The sequence below is a fragment of the Shewanella algicola genome (genome assembly GCF_014648035.1).
GTDB classification, from domain to species: Bacteria; Pseudomonadota; Gammaproteobacteria; order Enterobacterales; family Shewanellaceae; genus Shewanella; species Shewanella algicola.
The window spans coordinates 144,332-163,961 of record NZ_BMQI01000002.1 but is presented as its reverse complement, the minus strand read 5'-3'; the positions used below and the strand labels follow the sequence as shown (position 1 = coordinate 163,961).

20 protein-coding genes are annotated in these 19,630 nt (G+C 43.7%); 14 read left to right on the top strand and 6 right to left on the bottom strand.

The window, feature by feature from the left end; genetic code table 11:
- The first annotated feature begins 25 nt into the window (after window positions 1-25).
- Both der and IEY42_RS01950 read left to right on the top strand, forming a co-directional pair.
- Window positions 26-1,492 carry a ribosome biogenesis GTPase Der gene (gene der / locus IEY42_RS01955; protein WP_188923686.1) on the top strand — a complete coding sequence of 489 codons (1,467 nt, stop codon included), beginning with the start codon at window positions 26-28 and terminating at the stop codon, window positions 1,490-1,492.
- 63 nt (window positions 1,493-1,555) lie between these two features.
- Window positions 1,556-1,771 (top strand): DUF3565 domain-containing protein, encoded by a 216-nt coding sequence (locus IEY42_RS01950; protein WP_188923685.1) that lies wholly within the window; start codon window positions 1,556-1,558, stop codon window positions 1,769-1,771.
- Here IEY42_RS01950 and IEY42_RS01945 read toward each other — a convergent pair.
- Window positions 1,755-2,159, bottom strand: a complete 405-nt coding sequence (locus IEY42_RS01945) for a hypothetical protein (protein WP_188923684.1) — start codon at window positions 2,157-2,159, stop codon at window positions 1,755-1,757. The two genes, IEY42_RS01950 and IEY42_RS01945, sit on opposite strands and share 17 nt — an antisense overlap.
- 141 nt (window positions 2,160-2,300) lie before the next feature.
- Here IEY42_RS01945 and IEY42_RS01940 point away from each other — a divergent pair, with 141 nt between their 5' ends.
- The 7 genes from IEY42_RS01940 (at window position 2,301) to IEY42_RS01910 (ending at window position 8,110) form a co-directional block, all read left to right on the top strand.
- On the top strand, window positions 2,301-2,867 hold the full coding sequence (locus IEY42_RS01940) for a cytochrome b/b6 domain-containing protein (RefSeq protein WP_188923683.1): 567 nt from the start codon (window positions 2,301-2,303) through the stop codon (window positions 2,865-2,867).
- A 115-nt stretch (window positions 2,868-2,982) separates the two neighbouring features.
- A complete protein-coding gene (locus tag IEY42_RS01935) occupies window positions 2,983-3,498 on the top strand; it encodes a TlpA disulfide reductase family protein (protein ID WP_188923682.1) in 516 nt (171 codons plus the stop codon).
- Window positions 3,491-3,730 (top strand): DUF4266 domain-containing protein, encoded by a 240-nt coding sequence (locus tag IEY42_RS01930; protein WP_188923681.1) that lies wholly within the window; start codon window positions 3,491-3,493, stop codon window positions 3,728-3,730. Before IEY42_RS01935 ends, IEY42_RS01930 begins: the two co-directional genes overlap by 8 nt.
- The gene (locus tag IEY42_RS01925) at window positions 3,721-5,016 is read left to right on the top strand and encodes a DUF3570 domain-containing protein (RefSeq protein WP_188923680.1); all 1,296 of its coding nucleotides are present in this window, start codon (window positions 3,721-3,723) and stop codon (window positions 5,014-5,016) included. Before IEY42_RS01930 ends, IEY42_RS01925 begins: the two co-directional genes overlap by 10 nt.
- Window positions 5,017-5,094: 78 nt before the next feature.
- Window positions 5,095-6,009 (top strand): FAD:protein FMN transferase, encoded by a 915-nt coding sequence (locus IEY42_RS01920; RefSeq protein ID WP_229779865.1) that lies wholly within the window; start codon window positions 5,095-5,097, stop codon window positions 6,007-6,009.
- Between the two features lie 3 nt (window positions 6,010-6,012).
- Window positions 6,013-6,672 carry a response regulator gene (locus tag IEY42_RS01915; protein WP_188923679.1) on the top strand — a complete coding sequence of 220 codons (660 nt, stop codon included), beginning with the start codon at window positions 6,013-6,015 and terminating at the stop codon, window positions 6,670-6,672.
- A 37-nt stretch (window positions 6,673-6,709) separates the two neighbouring features.
- On the top strand, window positions 6,710-8,110 hold the full coding sequence (locus IEY42_RS01910; protein WP_188923678.1) for a sensor histidine kinase: 1,401 nt from the start codon (window positions 6,710-6,712) through the stop codon (window positions 8,108-8,110).
- A gap of 80 nt (window positions 8,111-8,190) precedes the next feature.
- On the opposite strand, the gene IEY42_RS01905 is transcribed toward IEY42_RS01910, so the two are convergent.
- The 4 genes from IEY42_RS01905 to IEY42_RS01890 all read right to left on the bottom strand — a co-directional run bounded on the left by IEY42_RS01905 (window position 8,191) and on the right by IEY42_RS01890 (window position 12,158).
- Window positions 8,191-9,690 carry a DUF3300 domain-containing protein gene (locus tag IEY42_RS01905; protein ID WP_229779863.1) on the bottom strand — a complete coding sequence of 500 codons (1,500 nt, stop codon included), beginning with the start codon at window positions 9,688-9,690 and terminating at the stop codon, window positions 8,191-8,193.
- Window positions 9,691-9,805: 115 nt separating this feature from the next.
- Complete coding sequence (locus IEY42_RS01900) at window positions 9,806-11,134, bottom strand: ATP-binding protein (protein ID WP_188923677.1); 1,329 nt, start codon at window positions 11,132-11,134, stop codon at window positions 9,806-9,808.
- Window positions 11,127-11,810 (bottom strand): response regulator transcription factor, encoded by a 684-nt coding sequence (locus tag IEY42_RS01895; RefSeq protein WP_188923676.1) that lies wholly within the window; start codon window positions 11,808-11,810, stop codon window positions 11,127-11,129. Before IEY42_RS01895 ends, IEY42_RS01900 begins: the two co-directional genes overlap by 8 nt.
- A 3-nt stretch (window positions 11,811-11,813) precedes the next feature.
- On the bottom strand, window positions 11,814-12,158 hold the full coding sequence (locus tag IEY42_RS01890; RefSeq protein ID WP_229779861.1) for a PepSY domain-containing protein: 345 nt from the start codon (window positions 12,156-12,158) through the stop codon (window positions 11,814-11,816).
- Window positions 12,159-12,421: 263 nt separating this feature from the next.
- On the opposite strand from IEY42_RS01890, the gene IEY42_RS01885 reads away from it, so the two are divergent.
- Together IEY42_RS01885 and IEY42_RS01880 are read left to right on the top strand one after the other, a co-directional pair.
- Complete coding sequence (locus IEY42_RS01885; protein ID WP_188923675.1) at window positions 12,422-13,297, top strand: choice-of-anchor H family protein; 876 nt, start codon at window positions 12,422-12,424, stop codon at window positions 13,295-13,297.
- 94 nt (window positions 13,298-13,391) lie between these two features.
- Entirely contained in the window at window positions 13,392-14,069 is a 678-nt protein-coding gene (locus IEY42_RS01880) for a YiaD family glycine zipper/OmpA-like lipoprotein (RefSeq protein ID WP_188923674.1), read from the top strand.
- A 99-nt stretch (window positions 14,070-14,168) separates the two neighbouring features.
- Here IEY42_RS01880 and xseA read toward each other — a convergent pair whose 3' ends face one another.
- A complete protein-coding gene (gene xseA / locus IEY42_RS01875) occupies window positions 14,169-15,509 on the bottom strand; it encodes an exodeoxyribonuclease VII large subunit (protein WP_188923673.1) in 1,341 nt (446 codons plus the stop codon).
- Window positions 15,510-15,627: 118 nt separating this feature from the next.
- Between xseA and guaB the strand changes: the two genes are divergently transcribed.
- The 3 genes from guaB (at window position 15,628) to tadA (ending at window position 19,457) form a co-directional block, all read left to right on the top strand.
- Entirely contained in the window at window positions 15,628-17,100 is a 1,473-nt protein-coding gene (guaB, locus tag IEY42_RS01870) for an IMP dehydrogenase (RefSeq protein ID WP_188917817.1), read from the top strand.
- A 92-nt stretch (window positions 17,101-17,192) separates the two neighbouring features.
- Window positions 17,193-18,770, top strand: a complete 1,578-nt coding sequence (gene guaA, locus IEY42_RS01865; protein ID WP_188923672.1) for a glutamine-hydrolyzing GMP synthase — start codon at window positions 17,193-17,195, stop codon at window positions 18,768-18,770.
- A 198-nt stretch (window positions 18,771-18,968) separates the two neighbouring features.
- Window positions 18,969-19,457 carry a tRNA adenosine(34) deaminase TadA gene (gene tadA / locus IEY42_RS01860; RefSeq protein WP_373292769.1) on the top strand — a complete coding sequence of 163 codons (489 nt, stop codon included), beginning with the start codon at window positions 18,969-18,971 and terminating at the stop codon, window positions 19,455-19,457.
- Window positions 19,458-19,630: the final 173 nt, after the last annotated feature.

The window sequence follows — 19,630 nt, the reverse complement described above, 5'->3', positions numbered from 1 at the left end:
TGAAAAGTTTTTTAGAGGCAAAATCATGATCCCTGTAGTGGCCCTTGTGGGGCGACCAAACGTCGGTAAATCGACATTATTTAATCGTCTTACACGTACTCGTGATGCGTTAGTAGCTGATTTTCCTGGCTTAACACGTGACCGTAAATACGGCCGTGCATTTTTAGCCGGTTACGAGTTTATCGTTGTTGATACCGGCGGTATTGATGGCTCCGAGGAAGGGATCGAAACTAAAATGGCCGAGCAGTCATTAGCTGCCATTGAAGAAGCTGATGTCGTTTTGTTTATGACTGACGCCCGCGCCGGTTTAACGGCTGCCGACTTAGCCATTGCCCAGCATTTACGTAGCCGTGACAAAGTGACCTTTGTGGTCGCTAACAAAGTTGATGGTATCGATGCCGATTCGGCCTGTGGTGAGTTTTGGTCACTTGGTTTAGGTGAAGTATACCAAATGGCTGCTGCACAGGGCCGTGGCGTCACCAACATGATTGACTATGCGCTAACACCTTATGCTGAAGCTATGGGCATTGTCCGTGAGCTTGACGAAGAAGGCGAGCAGGTTGAGCGTGAATACACCGAAGAAGAAGCTGAAGCTGAACAAACTCGTTTGCAAAACTTGCCTATTAAGTTGGCCATTATTGGTAAGCCAAACGTGGGTAAGTCAACGCTGATTAATCGTATTTTAGGTGAAGAGCGTGTCGTGGTTTATGACGAGCCAGGCACCACTCGCGACAGTATTTATATTCCGATGTCACGCGAAGGTCGTGAATACGTGCTCATTGATACAGCAGGTGTTCGTCGTCGTAGTAAAGTGCATGAAGTTATCGAGAAGTTTTCGGTGATCAAAACACTAAAAGCGGTAGAAGACGCTAACGTGGTATTGTTAGTGATTGATGCGCGCGAAGGTATTGCAGAGCAAGACCTTGGTTTACTTGGCTTTACATTGAATGCTGGCCGTGCGCTAGTGATTGCTATAAACAAGTGGGATGGTATTGATCAACTTGTTAAAGACCGAGTTAAAAGTGAATTAGATCGTCGTTTAGGTTTTATCGACTTTGCCCGTATTCACTTTATTTCAGCGTTACATGGTACCGGTGTTGGCCATTTATATGAGTCAATTGAAGAAGCTTATGACAGTGCAACCCGTCGTGTGAGCACGTCGATGTTGACCCGTATTATGCAAATGTCGCAAGAAGATCACCAACCACCATTGGTTAATGGTCGCCGTGTTAAGCTTAAATATGCCCATGCGGGTGGATATAACCCACCGATTGTTGTGGTACACGGTAACCAGGTCAATAAGCTGCCTGACTCATACAAACGTTATATGATGAACTATTTCCGCCGTTCATTAAAAGTGGTTGGTACGCCAATCCAGTTACGTTTCCACGAAGGTGCTAACCCGTTTGAAGGTAAAACAGACAAGTTAACCTTAGGGCAGGAGCGTCGCCGTAAGCGTGCAATGAGCCATATTCGCGATCGTAAAAAATAACGATAAGCAATGACAAAAAGCCTGACATGTTCAGGCTTTTTTGTGGCTCCAATAGGGAAATGCATGCAACAAGCTATAATGGCTTACCACCAAGATGAAGAACATCATTGGGTTGCCGAGTTAGTTTGTGGGCATTTTCAGCATGTGCGCCATGACCCACCCTGGACTGTCCGCGAATGGGTCACAACCGATCTTGGTCGCGCTCAACATTTAGGTATGCAACTTAACTGTAAAAAATGTGATCGTGAAGAACCTATAGATGCTATTGGCGCGTCTTAGTTTTCGATTGTCTAGCGCTCAATAGATAGCCGGCAATATACAGACAGATAACACTGTCCATTGCCATGGATAGCCAAAAACCATTAATAAACGGTTCACTTGAATGGCTAATCACTAAACTGACAAAAAATAACTTTTCAATTAATGCCACCCAAAACACTGGGATGATCCAGTCATTACGAAATATCGCAATCAAGAAACTACAGCCCATCATCAACACTAAAAAGCCCCAATGCTGAATAAATATTGTATCGCTAACAATATAGGGCAATTGGTTTAACTGCGCTAAAGCCCATTGAGGCGCGATAGTATAAAGCCCACCTAACGATGTACCAATACCGGCAATCAGCAGTGCTAAAGTTTGTGTACGTTTAAAAAATTCAGCCATGAGAGCGTCCTATTCATAAATCCCTTTCATATTTATCTTGTCGCCCAGTCAGTCATATTGCGAATAAAATCCAAAACCGTAAGTGAATGTTAAGCTTAAGAGACCATAATGCAGTGGTTAACTTAATCTATCGAGGTGTCTATGTATACCCAATCTAATTTTCCATTGCTTCACCGCTTCCTCCACTGGGGATTAGCGATAACCATGTTGGTGATGTTATTAACCGTATTGTTACGTTTAGGCTGGATGGAGAAACATCACATGGCAGCAGTGATCACTCAAGGCTTAGCCAATATTGATGTCATGATCACCGATAAACAAGCGGTCAATATTGCAAAAGGGATCCGTGGAGTGATGTTTAAATGGCACATTTATTTTGGTTATGCCGTGAGTGTATTGGTGTTTGCTCGCTTTATGTATATGGCTAAATTTGGTCTGCATTATCTTTCGCCATTGAGCCGTCAGGCGACAATGAAGCAAAAATTTCAAGCATGGGTGTATTGGGTGTTTTATGCCGGTGTGGCCATGTCGGTGGTCACCGGGTTACTACTCAAATTTGGTCCTGAGGGCATAGAGCATCAAGTAGAAACAATACATAAACTGGCATTATGGTATTTTATTCCATTTATCAGTTTGCACGTGGCCGGTATATTCATTGCCGAATCTACCGATGAAAAAGGCATTGTATCTAAAATGATTGGTGGTTAATACAGATGAAACTATTGGCTGTTTATCGTTAATACTTAAATCTGTTTTTAGCTTAAGTAAACCTTAAGATTGGTAACCTAGTGTGTGACTTATCAACTCATAAGGTGAAAATATAATGTCTAAAAAGTTATTTTCTCTCACAAATAAATTCAGTTTTACCCTATTTAGTGTGGCACTGAGTCTAAGCTCTGCAGCGTATGCAGCGCCGTCTTTAGAGCACTCAGTGTTAAACGCTCAAGGTCAATCAGTTAGTTTGCAGCAATATGCTGGCAAGGTGGTTTATGTTGATTTTTGGGCGTCTTGGTGTGGACCATGCCGTAAGTCATTTCCATGGATGAATGCCATGCATGCAAAATATCAACAACAGGGATTCGAGGTCGTGGCCATTAATCTTGATGTTGATACAGCACTTGCCCATGAGTTTTTAGCTCAATTGCCAGCCCATTTTAATCTTGTTTTTAACCCCGAAGGTGATGTTGCTAAAGCCTATGATTTACAAGGCATGCCAAGTAGCTTTTTGTTTAATCGTCGGGGGCAACTAGTTCAGACTCATGTGGGATTTTATCAAGACAATATTCCTGCTTATGAGCAAGAAATTCAATTGTTGTTACAGGAGTCATCACATGAGTAATGTACTTTATAAGCCTTTAATTAAAACAGTGTTGGCATTAGCGATTGCCAGCAGTTTGTTGGGGTGTTCGAGTTTAGGTGTGCAGCCATGGGAAAAAGATCAATTTGCCCGTGAAGACATGGCGCTGAGCAGTGAAAAGCTGGATTTAGCACTAGATGATCACATTTATTTCAGTAAAGAAGGCACCAGTGGTGGCCGCTCATTAGCCGGTGGAGGTTGTGGATGCAACTAACGTCAACACAAAGTATTGCCAGTGCACTGGCACTAGCCAGTTGTAGCCTTATTGGCCAAACCCAAGCGGCAGAAACCGTGCCTGCTAACGATGATTGGAAAGTCGATGCAGCGATTATGTATTACGGTGAACAAGACCGCGTACAAGCAGTTGAAGCGATAGGCAATGTACAAAAAGCCTTTGGCGACTCGTCATTATTAGACCTAAAGATTGTGGTAGATAGCTTAACCGGTGCCTCTGCATCAGGTGCCGTTGCTCAAGCGCAAAGCCAAACATTTACCCGTCCTTCAGGTAAAGGCGAGTACACAGTTAAGGCGGGTGATACGCCGCTTGACGATACTTTTCATGATACTCGCGTACAGTTAAGTGCCAATTGGCAAGAGATCTTAAATCAAGATTGGACTACTAATGTCGGTATGTATGCCTCTAAAGAATTTGATTATTTATCAATGGGTTTAAATGCTGGGATAGAACGTAGTTTTAACAAAAACAACACCACAATTGCATTGTCGGGGGCGTTTACGAATGACGTTGTTGACCCTGTAGGTGGCCGCCCTGTGGCGCTGGCTGAAATGGTGTTTAGTGCCGACTATAACAGTGACGCTGAGTATCAAGCTGCGTTTGATCAGACCCGTTTAAACGGCGATGATACCAAACAAACGACGGATGTGATGATCGGTGTAACTCAGATCCTAAACCGTAACTGGTTGATGCAAGCTAATTACGGTTTGTCCAGCGTGTCGGGTTACATGACCGACCCTTATAAAATTTTAAGCGAAGTAGACCTTAACGGGTTAACCCAGGGCTATCGTTATGAGAACCGTCCAGACTCTCGCTTAAAACACAGTGTGTTTTTAATGACAAAAGGCGCGCTTGACTCTGGTGTGGTGGATTTTTCATATCGCTACAGTACTGATGATTGGGACATTACCTCACACACGTTAGAAACGCATTATCGTTATTACTTTAGCCCGAGTTTTTATGGTCAGTTGCACTTACGTTACTATCAACAACAAGCGGCTGAGTTCTATCAACCTTTCTTAATGGTCGGCGATGCATTACCTGAATATGCCAGCGCCGATTACCGAATTGGTGATATGACGGCGTATACCATTGGGCTTAAATTTGGTCAGCGTTTATCGGGTGGTCATGAAATGACATATCGTCTTGAGTATTATCAGCAAAATCCTGATAACAACGGCACTGAAATCCCGGGGCAATTACAAAACTATGATTTGTTCCCGTCAGTGAAAGCGATTGTTGCTCAAGTCAGTTATTCGTTTTAATGTGGATCTAATGTAATTTGAATCGTAGGCCATTATTGCATGAGTAATAATGGCCTGCTGCTATAAACCGAGAGTCTTATGGTCGCTAATTCGTCAAACCCACAGGCAAACAACATAAGTTTACAGCCCCGCGAGTGGGGCTTTTTAGGTTCGTTTACGGCGATGGCAAGCCCCTGTGAAGTTTTGATGGCGCTAGATGATCAACATATTGCCGAGCAAATGCTGCAACTCGCGTTTCAAGAAGCTAAGCGTATTGAACAAAAATTTAGTCGCTTTATTGAAGGAAATTTAATTTGGCATGTAAATCATGCAAACGGGGTGGCAAAACCCATTGATGCCGAAACCGTGCACTTATTGCAATTTGCTCAACAATGTTATCAATTGAGTGACGGCGCCTTTGACATTAGTGCCTGCCCGTTAATGTCATTATGGCGTTTTGACGGTAAACATAGTGTACCGAAACACATCGATATAACAGGGGCCATAGAACATGTTGGGTTATCGCAAATGACCCTTAGCGATAGCCACGTGTATTTACCCTCAGGCATGAGTATTGATTTGGGCGGCATAGGTAAAGAGTATGCGGTTGATAAAACGGCGCAAATGATCGCTAAACAATGGCCGGATCACTCTGTGTTGGTTAACTTTGGTGGCGATATTGCTTGCCCGATCACCAAAAGCGATGGTTGGCAGGTCGGGATTGAAAATCCGCAACAATTAGATAATGCCGCAGCGCTATTAACCATACGCCAGGGAGCGCTAGCCACCAGCGGAACCACTCGCCGTTACATTGAGGTGGAGGGCAAGCGCTACGGCCATATTATTAATCCTAAAACGGGCTATCCTGTTGAGCAGGCGCCCTTATCGGTTACCGTGCTTGCGCCAAATTGTGTGATGGCCGGTATGTTAGCCACTATGTCGATGTTAAAAGGGTCAGATGCTGAAGCCTTTTTGCAGCAACAAGGTGTCGATTTTAACGTCTTTCGAGGGTAAAAAATGCGAGTGTTGCTGGTTGAAGATAATAAGTTACTGGCTCAAGGTGTGGTGATGAGCTTGGCAAAAGAAGGCATTCAAGTCGACCATTTACCTTCCTATAAACAAGCGCAAGTGGCACTTGATAATGAAGACTTTAGCGCAATCATTTTAGATTTAGGTTTACCTGACGGTAATGGTGTCGATTTGCTCAAATTGTGGCGTCGCTCTGGCGTATCATTACCCATTATTGTGTTAACGGCCAATACCGATTTTGATACCCGCCTCGATTGTCTAGACATTGGGGCCGATGACTATTTAAGTAAACCCTTTGATGTCAGAGAGCTTATTGCCAGATTACGGGCAATTATTAGGCGCCAACATGGGCTCGACAATAATCAATTTAGTTATGGCGCACTCAATATCGATTTTACTCGCTGCGAGGTGCATTTTCGTGGCGAATTGGTGTCATTATCGCGCCGTGAATACCAAGTGCTACTGGAGTTTGCTCAATCTGCCGGGCGTGTATTAACGCGTAATCAATTGGAACAGTTAACTTACGGCTGGGATGAGGTGGGCAGTAATTCCATTGAGGTGCACATTCATCATTTACGTAAAAAAACCGCCACAGAACTAATTAAAACCGTACGGGGTATCGGTTATATTTTAACTGACACGCTATAGTCATTGGTCGCCAAACTGCGGTGTAGATAAGGGTATTATGTTTTCATTACGATTATTGTTAAGTTTATTGATGCTTGTTGGCATTGTGTTGACGGTGACATTTTCGAGCATATTAAGTAATCGTGATGCAACCCATGAGGTCGAAGAACTGTTTGACGCCCAAATGGTACAAACGGCTAAAGTGCTTGAACAATTTTATGTTAATCAACTCACGTCATCGCAACTAGATGCACTCATTAAACAGCCGGTGTTATTTCATGTTGCTGACTCGCAGATTGAAACCCTGGCCGAGAAAGCCAACGCTGTCACCTTGTCATATGAACACAAATTATCGTTTCAATTATTGTCAGAGCAAGGGCAAGTGTTGGCGTATTCTGATAGCTCAGGCGAGCAATTATTGACCCACTTTACTCAAGGTTATGACACCCGCATTGTTGGCGGTAAATTATGGCATGTGTACAGTTTTTTCTCTCAGCCTAAACAAGTGTGGATTATTACCGCGCAACGCGATGATGTTCGCCAAGAAATTGTCTCGATGATCATTAGCAACTCATGGCGAGCGCCTCTACTCATTACCCCTGTGATGATGCTAATGATGTTATTGGTGACTTACTATTTGTTTAAGCCCGTGAAGTTACTTGAACGAAATCTCGCTAATCGTTCTGCTCAAGATTTAACCCCGATTAATTACGCTTTACCGACAGAATTAGGTTCAACCCAAAAAGCACTCAATAACTATCTACAGCGCATTAACGAAACCCTCGCTCGGGAGCGGCGCTTTAGTGCCGACGCAGCTCATGAGCTTAAAACCCCATTAGCCATTATTAAGCTTCATAGTGATGGGTTAAGTGATGAGTTGTCAGCTCATGGAGAGGCGGTTCAACAAGCAACCTTACCTTATATTAATGCTATCGATGAAGGGGTTAACCGTATCAGCCACACGGTAGAGCAGTTGTTATTGTTGTCACGGGTTGATGCGATAGATGCCTTAAATCCTCAAGATTGTCAGCTTCAAGCGATTATTGATAATGTAATTAATCAATTATTGCATTTAATCGCCGATTACCAATGGCACGTTGATATTCCCAATGAGTTAACCGTTAATGCCGACCCATTTTATTTGGAGCTAGTGTTAAAAAATGTCATTGAAAATGCGTGTAAATATAGCCCTGTAGACTCTGTTATTACTGTGCGTGCGGAGCAAACCAATGCGGGTATCAACATTTATGTGAGCGATCAGGGCAGTGGTATGACAGATGAGCAAATCAGTTTAGCCCAAAACCGTTTTTACCGGGTCGATGAAAATGCTTCTCAAGGGGCTGGGTTAGGCTTGTCGATTTGCCAACATATTATTAGTTTACATCAAGGTGAGTTGAGTCTTCGCCGTATTGAGCCGCAAGGGTTATTGGTATGCATCCGCTTACCTGCCATCTCATAAACGGATTGGTATAACACGCTTAGAGCCTATAAATGAAAACAGCATGAGCTCAAACTCATGCTGTTTTTTATTTTGCGGTTCTAATGTTTTTCTCTGGTTGGTTTACTGCTTCTTGAGTGGCTTGCTTTCCTCGATGAGTTGCTGCGCTGTTGGTTGCTCATACTACGCTTCGAATTGCTTGAGCGTTGTGCTTTTTGCGGTGCACTTCGAGTGACAGAACGCACCTGTTTGGGTTCGCTTCTGCGTTGCTGTTTTGCCACTTGCTGGACACTTCGCGAAGCGGCTTGTGATTGACGAGTTTTTTCTACTTTTGCTGCACGTTGTACTTTTTGCGTTGCAGCTTTTTTAGATTCAACCTGTCGTAACTTTTGAGCCACATTGGTTACTGGTTTTGCCTCATACTTGGATTTATTATTCACCACATCACGCTTATTACTGTAGCTCGAACGCATTGGCTCATCTTTACGGTCAAACGATTTGCTTTTAGTGGTGCTTTGACGTTGCTGACTTAGTTCGCGCTTAAGCGCTGTGCTGCGATGTTCTACCACTTGATTACGGTTGACGCCTTTTACCGTTGCATGTTCTCTGCGCTTGTTTTGTTTGGCGCTGTGGCTCACTTGTTTACGAGGCTCATTAACCATCTGGCGTTTTGTCTCACGTGAATAGCTAACAGGCTTATGACGTTGCTCAAAATGACCATTGTAACGTTTACTCACTACTTGGTTGCGATAAGCCACGCCTTTACGATGTTTAGGTTTATGTTGCCAATGTTGTGCACCATGGCTGTAACTGATTTTACGTGGCGTGTAATAACGGTAATTTTTACGAACCGGTACCGCGATGACACGGCGATCATGCCAATGGAATCCACTAAAAAAGAAGTTAAAGCTAATGCGCACGCCTGCATCCCAAAATATCGCACTGTGACTTGGGCGGTAATGCACATAAGCAGGTGCATGCCAATACACAGGTGGGTATCTGTTCCAACGCCAGTTGCCATAAACAATGCGGCTGTCATAGTAAGGCACATACACGATTTCAGGACGAACAGATTCAATAATAATTCGACGCTCAACTCGGGTCACTTTAACTTGTTCAAGATCAGCCAGGTTATTCGCTTCATCGGCTTGTAGTCTTAGTGACTGTATAGTGTCTAACAAGCGACCCTCATCTTGTAAAAATGCATCGCCTAGGTTTTGTGTCCACACTACATCATCATTTAAGCGTTCAAGCACATTAGGAAAGGCCACCAAGGCTTTCACGCTTGGGTCCCAATCTTGCGACTCTACAGCGGTCATAATTTGGCTGGTATCCCGATCACCTTGACTGGCTAACCAACGTTTGGCTTGCACAATTTCAAGCGGGTAGGTTGACGCAATCAGTATGTGCGTTAATAGGCTGTCTGGATATAGCGCAATAGGCGCGAGCATTTGTGCCAACTCTGCATCACTGACTACTTCATCTACAGCATTGTAAGTGTATGACTCAGTAGGCTGTGCGGCTTGCACGCTTGCTAATGGCATGCAAACCAAGGCTAATGCAATAAGCGCTTTAGCGGGTGTTTGAATGGCTTTTTTCATGTTATCTCCAGTGTCATTGATGACTGTTAAAGCCATCATAACTAGCCGAAGATGAACATAAGCTGAAAGCTAACTAAAGGATTTAAAAAGCTGGTGATTATTATCTGGGTATTGATTAATGGGTAAATGCAAACTCAAACTTGGCGCCGCCCAGGGTGGACGATTGTGTCACTTTTAATGTGCCGTGGTAGCTGTCGACTAAGTCACGCACAATTGCCAAGCCAATTCCATGGCCTTGTGTGTAGGTGTCTGCTCGCATGCCTCGTTCAAAAATTTGTTGTTGTTTGTCTTTAGGTACGCCTGCGCCGTCGTCCTCAACACAGATGTGTAAACTGTTAGGTAATTGCTTAACAGTGAGTAACACTCGGCTATTGGCTGCTTTGCAGGCATTGTCTAACACGTTACCGAGCACCTCAGTTAAGTCCGACTCATCACCTTTAAAACGCGCATCGGCATCGCCTTGATAATCAATAGCCAGCTGTTGCTGTTGATAAATTTTACCTAAGGTTCGCACTAACCGTGCGGCAATGTCATCAACACTGACTCCAAGGTGCCAACCCGTGCCAGCAGCACTTTGTGCACGCTTTAACTGATACGCCACAATTTGATTAATACGATTAATTTGCTCTAACGATGCGTCATTTAAATTGACCTGGGTTTGCATGACCGCTAAAGGCGTTTTTAAACTATGGGCTAAATCGGCAAGGGCATTACGGTAGCGTTTACGTTGGTTTTGCTCTGTTTGCAGTAGGGTATTAAGCTGCTTAGCCACCTTTTGTAGCTCAATGGGGTATTGGGTGCTTAGCTGCATAGACTTACCTTGCTCAACGGCACTGAGCTCCTGGCTGAATTTGCCTAAAGGCTTTAACGTCCATAATAACCAACTCAACTGCACGCTAAATAACAGTGCCATTAAGATCAATAACCAGGTCCATAAAGTTTTTGAAAATTGACTAATTTGCTGTTGGTATTCTTGCTGGTTTTTAATGATGTGCAGTGTCATGGTAAAAGGTTGTTCGCTGGTGGCGAAACTGACACTGTAACTGTAAATTAATTGCGGTTTGTCGTTAATTAACAGGCTGTCGTAACTGCTTCTACCTGTTGCAGGTTTTGGTAGGTTGATTGGGGTATTTAGACCTAAAAATGAATTTGAGCTCCACAGTAATTGGTTATCTTTGGTGGTAATGAGGGCATAAAGTCCGGAGCCGATAACATTAAATTGATTTTCGAGCAGGTGCTCTGGCATGAGTAGTTCATCGTTTTCTACTTCTGCCATGGCTAACACTGAGTACACATAAGCTTTTAATTGGTTTTTGGCGGCAACGTTAATTTGGGTTTCAAAGGCATTATTAACGGTAATGCCAATGATGGGTAATAGCCCCAAAATAAGCAGTAGCGCACTGACCACAATGCGAACTTTAAGCGAACCTAATAACTTACTCATGTTGCCCTAATTGACGCAAACGATAGCCTTGGCCTCGTAATGTTTCAATAAGTTGGTATTGATTGTCTGGGTCGAGCTTTTTACGCAAGCGACGAATAAACACTTCGATAACGTTAGAGTCCAGGTCGAAATCTTGATCGTAAATATGTTCAATTAAACTGCTTTTAGAATGCACTGAACCTGGGTGTAGCATGAGGTATTCAAATAATTTGTATTCAGAGCCGCTTAAATTAACCACTTCTTGGTGCATTTTAATTTCAAGGCTGCGGGTATTAATACTAAATGGCCCATTTTGAATCACTGGGCTGGCTTTGCCTGCTGAGCGTCTTATTAATGCATTAATACGTGCGACTAACTCTTCTAGCTGAAACGGTTTACTTAAATAATCATCTGCACCAGCATCAAGGCCAATCACTTTGTCTTGCCAGCTATCACGGGCAGTTAAAATAATAATGGGGTAACTAATATTTTGTTCGCGTAGTTGGCTGATTAAGGTTAACCCATCAACTTTAGGTAACCCGACATCAATAATCGCCACATCGTATTGATATTCTTTAGCCTGGAACAAGCCTTCTTCACCATCTGAGGCGACATCGACAGTGTACTGCGCCTCGATAAGGTGCTGCTTAATGTTTGTTTGTAAAGCTAAGTCGTCTTCAACCAGTAATAATCTCATGGGCTAGTTCCTTCTCACTGAACCATTGGTGGCATCAACAGAGACATAAAAAATAACGCCATCATTGGTGAGTAGTTTGACTCGATACCCAGGATGTCCATTTACATTGCTAGATTGAACTTTTAACACCTTGCCGGAATAGCTGCGCTTAGCAATTTGAATGGCTTGTTGTGCGCTAGTGACCACCAAATTATTGTTACTTTTACGATTGTTTTTAAGACCTGGTGCAAGCTCAAATGGGGCTGCAGAACTTAACGGTAACACATGCGAAGCGCCAGCAACGCTGGGTGATGATATCACTAACATTAAGCCTAAAAGCGTGGCCTTGAGTTTGAACATTCGCTGCATGGTGTTAATCCTATTTACCTCATTACCGTTAGTGTAAAAGATCCTTTTCTATATAGAAACATCTACTTAAATAATTGTATGGGAGTCGATTCAAAATGAGTTGCAGGGTAAGTATACCTGTCTACAGATGAACATTAACTGAATGACAATCACAACATGTTGGTTGAATAATCAAAAGGGGTTAACTAGGTGGTAATGTTCAGCTTGTGTTCATTTTGAGTGGGTTTTAATGAACCCAACATTTAAGGTTGTGAGGAATCACCATGAACCCATATTCAAATAAAATCAGCAAAATAACATCATTTAACACCGTTAAATTAGGATTAAGCTTGGGTGTTGCATGTGCCTTGGGGTTTAGCTCTGCTAACGCCAACAGTGAAGAAGCAACTGCGATTCAGGTCAGTGCGAGCCAGGTCAATGGCGCGGTAAGCCAGGCAAGATTATTGGATGCGCCTGCGAGCGCCGACAATGAAACCCAAGTGGCAGCATTGCATCAACAAGCTACGTTATTAAGCGCTACTGCTACCCACTCAAAAGTGACGCGCGAACAACGTATGGCGCTTCATCAAAAAGCGGCCGCTACTCAAGCAAACCAAAAGTTACGGGCATTAGCTCAGCAAAATCAGGTCATTTATTACGACTTTTCATTTTATGATGCTCAAACGCGTTTATTTGAAGATTTCGATTATGACGGGTTTTATCAAACCTTTAGTGTGACCTTTGATGCTGACATCAACAGCAGTGGCGGCGACGTGCAAGCAGATGTATTTGCTGAGTTATATTTAAGCCAAAACGGTGGTCCGTGGATCCATTATTACTCGACCGACGTATTCACGCTAAATGCTGATTCAAGCTTTGATGATTATGAAGTATTAACCACGTTAACTAACGGTTATCAAACCGATCACTACGATGTGTTAGTTGACCTATATGAGCTAGGTTATGCTGACCCTGTTGCCACCATCAGCAGTGATGATGTCGATTCATTGTATGCATTGCCGCTCGAAAGTGGCGATAGAGATACCGTATATGTTGAAGAAGTCTATGTGGAAGAAGTACATGGCGGCGCACTGTCCTGGTTAACGGTTAGCTTATTTGGTGCATTGGCATGGCGCCGTCGTTTGATGAACAAAAAATAACGTAAACATCAGACTCATCTAGAGTAGAATCACGTTTTTTTTGAAGTCCTCAGTTTTTTACTTACTTTTTTAAAATAAGTATTTAGGAGAGTGTATGTTAGTAAAATTTAATTCATCGTTATTATGCGGTTGTTTATTAGGGGCTGCTCTGTTGTTGTCAGGTTGCCAATTACCTAACCCGTATACTGGCGAGTCTGAAAATGCCAAAGCAACGAATGGTGCCATTATTGGTGCTATTGGCGGTGCAGCAATTGGTGTGGCCTCATCGAGCAAAAAAGATCGCGGTAAAGGTGCATTAATTGGCGCAGCATCGGGTGCAGCTGTTGGCGGTGGTATTGGTTACTACATGGATGTGCAAGAAGCGAAATTGCGTAAGCAGTTACAGTCTACTGGCGTCAGCGTGACTCGTGATGGTGATAACATCATCCTTAACATGCCAAACGAAGTGACGTTTGCCGTTGACCAAACCGTGTTAAGCCAACGCGCTAAATCAGTCTTAAACAGCGTCGTGTTAGTGGCCAAAGAATATAGCGACACCCGCTTAAACGTGATTGGTTATACCGACAGTTCGGGGTCAGAGTCATACAATCTACGTTTATCGCAAGTCCGAGCCAGTGAAGTGGCACAATACATCACTAGCCAAAACGTAAATGGTTCACGCGTGTCATCAACCGGCATGGGCGAGTCAAACCCGATAGCAAATAACAATACAGCCGATGGCCGTGCACAAAATCGTCGTGTTGAAATTGTATTAACACCTATCGGTAAGTAACCAAAACTCAGGTTAAGTACCACATTTTAATCGTTTTACTACTTAAATAAAAAGCCATCGCAAGATGGCTTTTGTGTATCTAGGGTCTCGAGATTTGTGTTAGTTACTCGATACTTTAGTCACGGTAGAGGTCACTTCACCTTGTTTTAAGCGGGTATGAATTTCATCTCCTAGCGTTAACTGCTGAGCATTTTCTATAACGTGTTTATTGGTGCTAGTGATTGAATAGCCGCGGCTCAATGTGGCCAAAGGGCTAACCGTATCAAGCTTGTGGGATGCTTGGGCAACGCGTTCAGCTGCCTGCTTAAAGTAGTCGCTGCTGGCGTCGTTAAACCGCGCGGTTAAATACTGTAGGCGCTGCTTTTCTAATGTTAAGGTGCTGGCCGGTGAACGTTGTTGTAAGCGGTTATGTAATTGCTGGTGGCGTAAGGTTAAGCGGCTCAATTTATGCTGTAAGGCATTTTCTAAGCGCATTTGCATCTCATCAAAACGTTGTTCAAATTGTTGCAGTTTACGCTGTGGCTCATGGCGCTGAAGCTGGTGGCTTAACTGACTTAAGCGTCCGCTTTGCTGTAATTGATAATGCTTCATCCCTTGCTGTAAGCGCGATAACAGCAAAATAAGCTTTTCCGCTTTATTGCCTTTGTCTTTAGACAATAGCTCAGCACCTGCTGATGGAGTAGGGGCGCGAACGTCGGCAACATAGTCGCTGATGGTAGTATCAATTTCGTGGCCAACAGCACTAATTACTGGCAAAGCACTGTTGTAAATGGCATGAGCTAGGTGCTCGCTATTAAAACACCATAAGTCTTCCAACGAGCCGCCACCTCGGGTTAGCAGTAATACATCTACTTCAAGGCGCTGGTTTGCTTTAGCAATGGCCTGGCAAATTAACTGGCTCGCCGCTGCACCTTGTACTTGGGTTGGATAAACAATGACTTCAATTGATGGGTCCCGCCTGGCTAATACGTGCAATATGTCTCGAAGTGCAGCGCCTGTTGCCGAAGTAATCACTCCTATGCGTTGAATATTTTGGGGAATAGGGCGCTTTGTTTCTGTGGTAAATAAGCCTTCAGCGGCTAATCTGAGCTTTAACGCTTCAAATTCTTGCGCTAACAAACCGTCGCCAGCAGGTAGCATTGACTCTAATAGTAATTGATAGTCGCCACGAGGCTCGTAAACGCTGATGGCGCCTTTAACTAACACTTGTTGACCATTAATGGGTTTAAAGCGTACCGATTGATTACGGCCCTTAAACATGGCACAACGGATTTGCGATCGGCTGTCTTTTAACGTGAGATACCAATGGCCAGAACTGGGTGAGGAAATGTTTGAAATTTCGCCATTTAACCAAATTTTACCTATTTGACCTTCAAGAATATGCCTGACTTCGCCGTTTAATTGCGAAACAGTGTAAACATTGTTTTTTGTGGCACTCATGAGTGTTCTCATTCTAAAGGTAATAAAAATCTATTTTCCATTTACCAACTGTAATATGCAAGGTATAATCTCGCCGCAATATTTCACCTCAAATCCTACTTACTAGGGAGATGTTGCCATGCTACGTTTACTGAAAGATGCACTAACCTTTGATGATGTGTTGTTGGTTCCTGCCCACTCGACCGTACTCCCTAATACCGCAGTTCTCAAAACTCGTTTAACGAATAAAATCGAATTGAATATTCCACTTGTGTCTGCCGCTATGGACACAGTGACTGAATCTCGTCTTGCAATTGCAATCGCGCAAGAAGGTGGTTTAGGGTTTATTCATAAAAACATGAGCATTGAGCAACAAGCCGAAGAAGTGCGTAAAGTTAAAAGCTACGAAGCGGGTATCGTTCAAGATCCTGTTACCGTAACCCCGACGACTAGCTTAACTGATTTACGTATTTTAACTGAACGTAATGGTTTTGCCGGCTACCCAGTGGTAAATGATGCACACGAACTTGTGGGTATTATTACCGGCCGTGACGTGCGTTTTGTTACCGATTGGAGCAAAACGGTTGCTGACATGATGACGCCAAAAGACCGTTTAGTGACAGTACCAGAAGGTACCAAGTTAGACGAAGTGCAAAAGTTAATGCATTCACACCGCATTGAAAAAGTGTTGGTGGTCAATGACAACTTTAAGCTTAAAGGCTTAATTACCGTAAAAGACTTCGAAAAAGCTGAACGTAAGCCAAACGCATGTAAAGACGAGTTAGGTCGTTTACGTGTAGGTGCTGCGGTAGGTGCTGGTGCAGGTAATGAAGAGCGTATTGATGCACTTGTTAAAGCAGGCGTAGACGTGCTGCTAATTGACTCATCTCACGGCCACTCTGAAGGCGTATTACAACGCATTCGTGATACTCGCGCTAAATATCCTGAGTTACAAATTGTTGGCGGTAACGTTGCCACAGCTTCTGGCGCATTAGCGTTAGTCGAAGCAGGTGTTAACGCGGTTAAAGTGGGTATTGGCCCTGGTTCAATTTGTACAACGCGTATTGTGACTGGTGTAGGTGTGCCGCAAATTACTGCGGTTTCTGATGCTGCTGAAGCCGTGCTTGCGCTTGGTATTCCTGTGATTGCTGATGGCGGTATTCGTTTCTCTGGTGATTTAGCGAAAGCATTAGCGGCAGGTGCATCATGCATCATGGCTGGTTCTATGTTTGCCGGTACTGACGAAGCGCCTGGTGAGACGGAGCTTTACCAAGGCCGTGCTTATAAGTCATACCGTGGTATGGGGTCACTAGGTGCAATGGGTCAAACCCAAGGCTCATCAGATCGTTATTTCCAAAGTGATAACGCCGCTGACAAATTAGTACCAGAAGGTATTGAAGGCCGCGTACCATATAAAGGTAAGATTAAAGAGATTATTCACCAGCACATGGGCGGTTTACGTTCATGCATGGGCTTAACTGGTTGTGCCACCATTAAAGATTTAAATGAAAAAGCACAATTTGTAAAAGTCACTTCTGCCGGTATGGGTGAATCACATGTTCACGATGTGACCATTACTAAAGAAGCTCCAAATTACCGTTCAGGTTCATAATTTATGTGAGGGCGACGTTTGTCGCCCTTTTGTTAATCGCATTGTGGCCTATGTGTTGGCCATGGCATTTAATCAATTTGTAAAGGTTACCCATGATTAATATTCATGATCATAAGATTTTGATCCTCGATTTTGGTTCTCAGTACACCCAACTTATTGCCCGTCGTATTCGTGAAATTGGTGTGTATTGTGAGTTATGGGCGTGGGATGTAAGCGAAGCACAAATTCGTGAGTTCGCTCCAAACGGCATTATTTTAGCGGGTGGCCCTGAAAGCGTTACTGCAGACCAATCTCCGCGCGCACCAGAATATGTATTTACTGCAGGCGTCCCCGTTTTGGGCATTTGTTATGGCATGCAAACCATGTCTGAGCAGCTTGGCGGTAAAGTGATTCAAGGCGTAGGCGAGGGCGAGTTTGGTTATGCTCAAATCGAACTGCAAACCACATCAGCATTGTTCAAAAGCATTGAAGATGCCGTAAGTGCAGACGGTAAGCCATTACTTGACGTATGGATGAGCCACGGTGATAAAGTCTCGGTGATCCCAGAAGGCTTTGTGACTGTTGCTAAAACCGCAACGTGTCCTTTTGCGGTAATGGCCAACGAAGAAAAACGCTTTTACGGCGTACAATTTCACCCAGAAGTGACCCACACTCGTCAAGGTCAACGCATGCTTGAGCATTTTGCGTTAGACATTTGTGGCTGTGAAGCAAATTGGAAACCCTCATCAATTATCGAAGATGCCATTGAGCGCTTAAAGCAACAAATTGGCGATGATGAAGTGATTTTAGGCCTCTCTGGTGGCGTAGACTCATCAGTTGTGGCCATGCTGCTACACCGCGCCATTGGCGACAAGTTAACTTGTGTGTTTGTTGATAATGGCTTATTGCGTTTAAACGAAGCTGACCAAGTATTAGAAATGTTTGGCGATCATTTTGGACTGAACATTGTTCATGTTGATGCTGAAAGCCGTTTCTTAGATGCGATGGCAGGCGAAGCTGAGCCAGAAGCCAAACGTAAAATCATTGGTCGCGTGTTTGTTGAAATCTTCGATGAAGAATCTAAAAAATGCGTTAATGCTAAATGGTTAGCTCAAGGCACTATTTACCCAGATGTGATTGAGTCTGCAGGCAGTGCAACCGGTAAAGCGCATGTGATTAAGTCGCACCATAACGTGGGCGGTTTGCCTGACGATATGGAGTTAGGATTAGTTGAGCCGTTACGTGAGTTATTTAAAGATGAAGTGCGTAAAATTGGTTTAGAACTTGGCCTACCTTACAACATGCTTTATCGTCATCCGTTCCCAGGGCCTGGTCTTGGTGTACGCGTTCTTGGCGAAGTGAAAAAAGAATACTGTGACTTGTTACGCCGTGCTGATGCTATCTTCATTGAAGAATTGCATAATGCAGACTTATACAACAAAGTCAGCCAAGCATTTACGGTATTTTTACCGGTGCGTTCAGTGGGTGTTATGGGCGATGGTCGTAAATATGATTGGGTTGTGTCGCTACGCGCGGTAGAAACTATTGACTTTATGACCGCACATTGGGCGCACTTACCGTACGACTTTTTGGGTCGTGTATCGAACCGCATTATTAATGAAATCGATGGTATTTCTCGTGTGGTTTACGATATTTCAGGTAAGCCACCGGCAACGATTGAATGGGAATAATCCAAGCGGGTTAACCCTCGGTGCTACAAAAAAGACGCTGCGGCGTCTTTTTTATTTGGTAGAATAGACAGCATAAACTTTATCTAGGTTAATAGTGTGACAGATACTCCAAAGGCAGAACGCCCAAGCGACCCTTGGTTACATTCCAATGTTGATAATGACATCAAAAATACCGAAATAGATCGTGCCCAGTTAGCCATTGATGAAAAATGGATGCGGGTAGCGATGCAGCTTGCTGAGCAAGCGGAGCTAAAAGGTGAAGTCCCGGTCGGGGCGGTATTGGTAAAAGATGATGTGATGATAGCCAGCGGATTTAATTTAAGCATTTTAAATCACGATCCTACCGCTCATGCAGAAATGGAATGCATTCGCCAAGCCGGTAAAGTGCTCGAAAACTATCGAATGCTGGACACAACCTTGTATGTGACGTTAGAGCCGTGTTCAATGTGCGCGGGCGCAATGGTGCATAGCCGTATTGAGCGAGTGGTTTATGGCGCCGAGGATTTAAAAACTGGTGCTGCGGGTAGCGTGATTAATTTATTACAACACCCGGCGTTTAATCACCAGTTAGCGTTGAGTGCAGGGGTGTTAGCCGATGAATGCGCGGCGCAGCTAAGTGCTTTTTTTAAGCGTAGACGAGCTGAAAAAAAAGCCCTTAAACAGTTAGCAAAACAGCAAACTGATTAAAGACTTTTTAATGAGTACTCGCAGATTAGCATTCGCTTAGCTGGGACTCAATAGCGTGTAATGAGTGGTAAGACTTAAATTAAGTTTCTGTTTGAACAAGTAAAAAATGAGCGCGTTGACGATTTTGAATGCGGTTTTTTTGCACCTTAAGCATCACACGGCGGCGTGACACC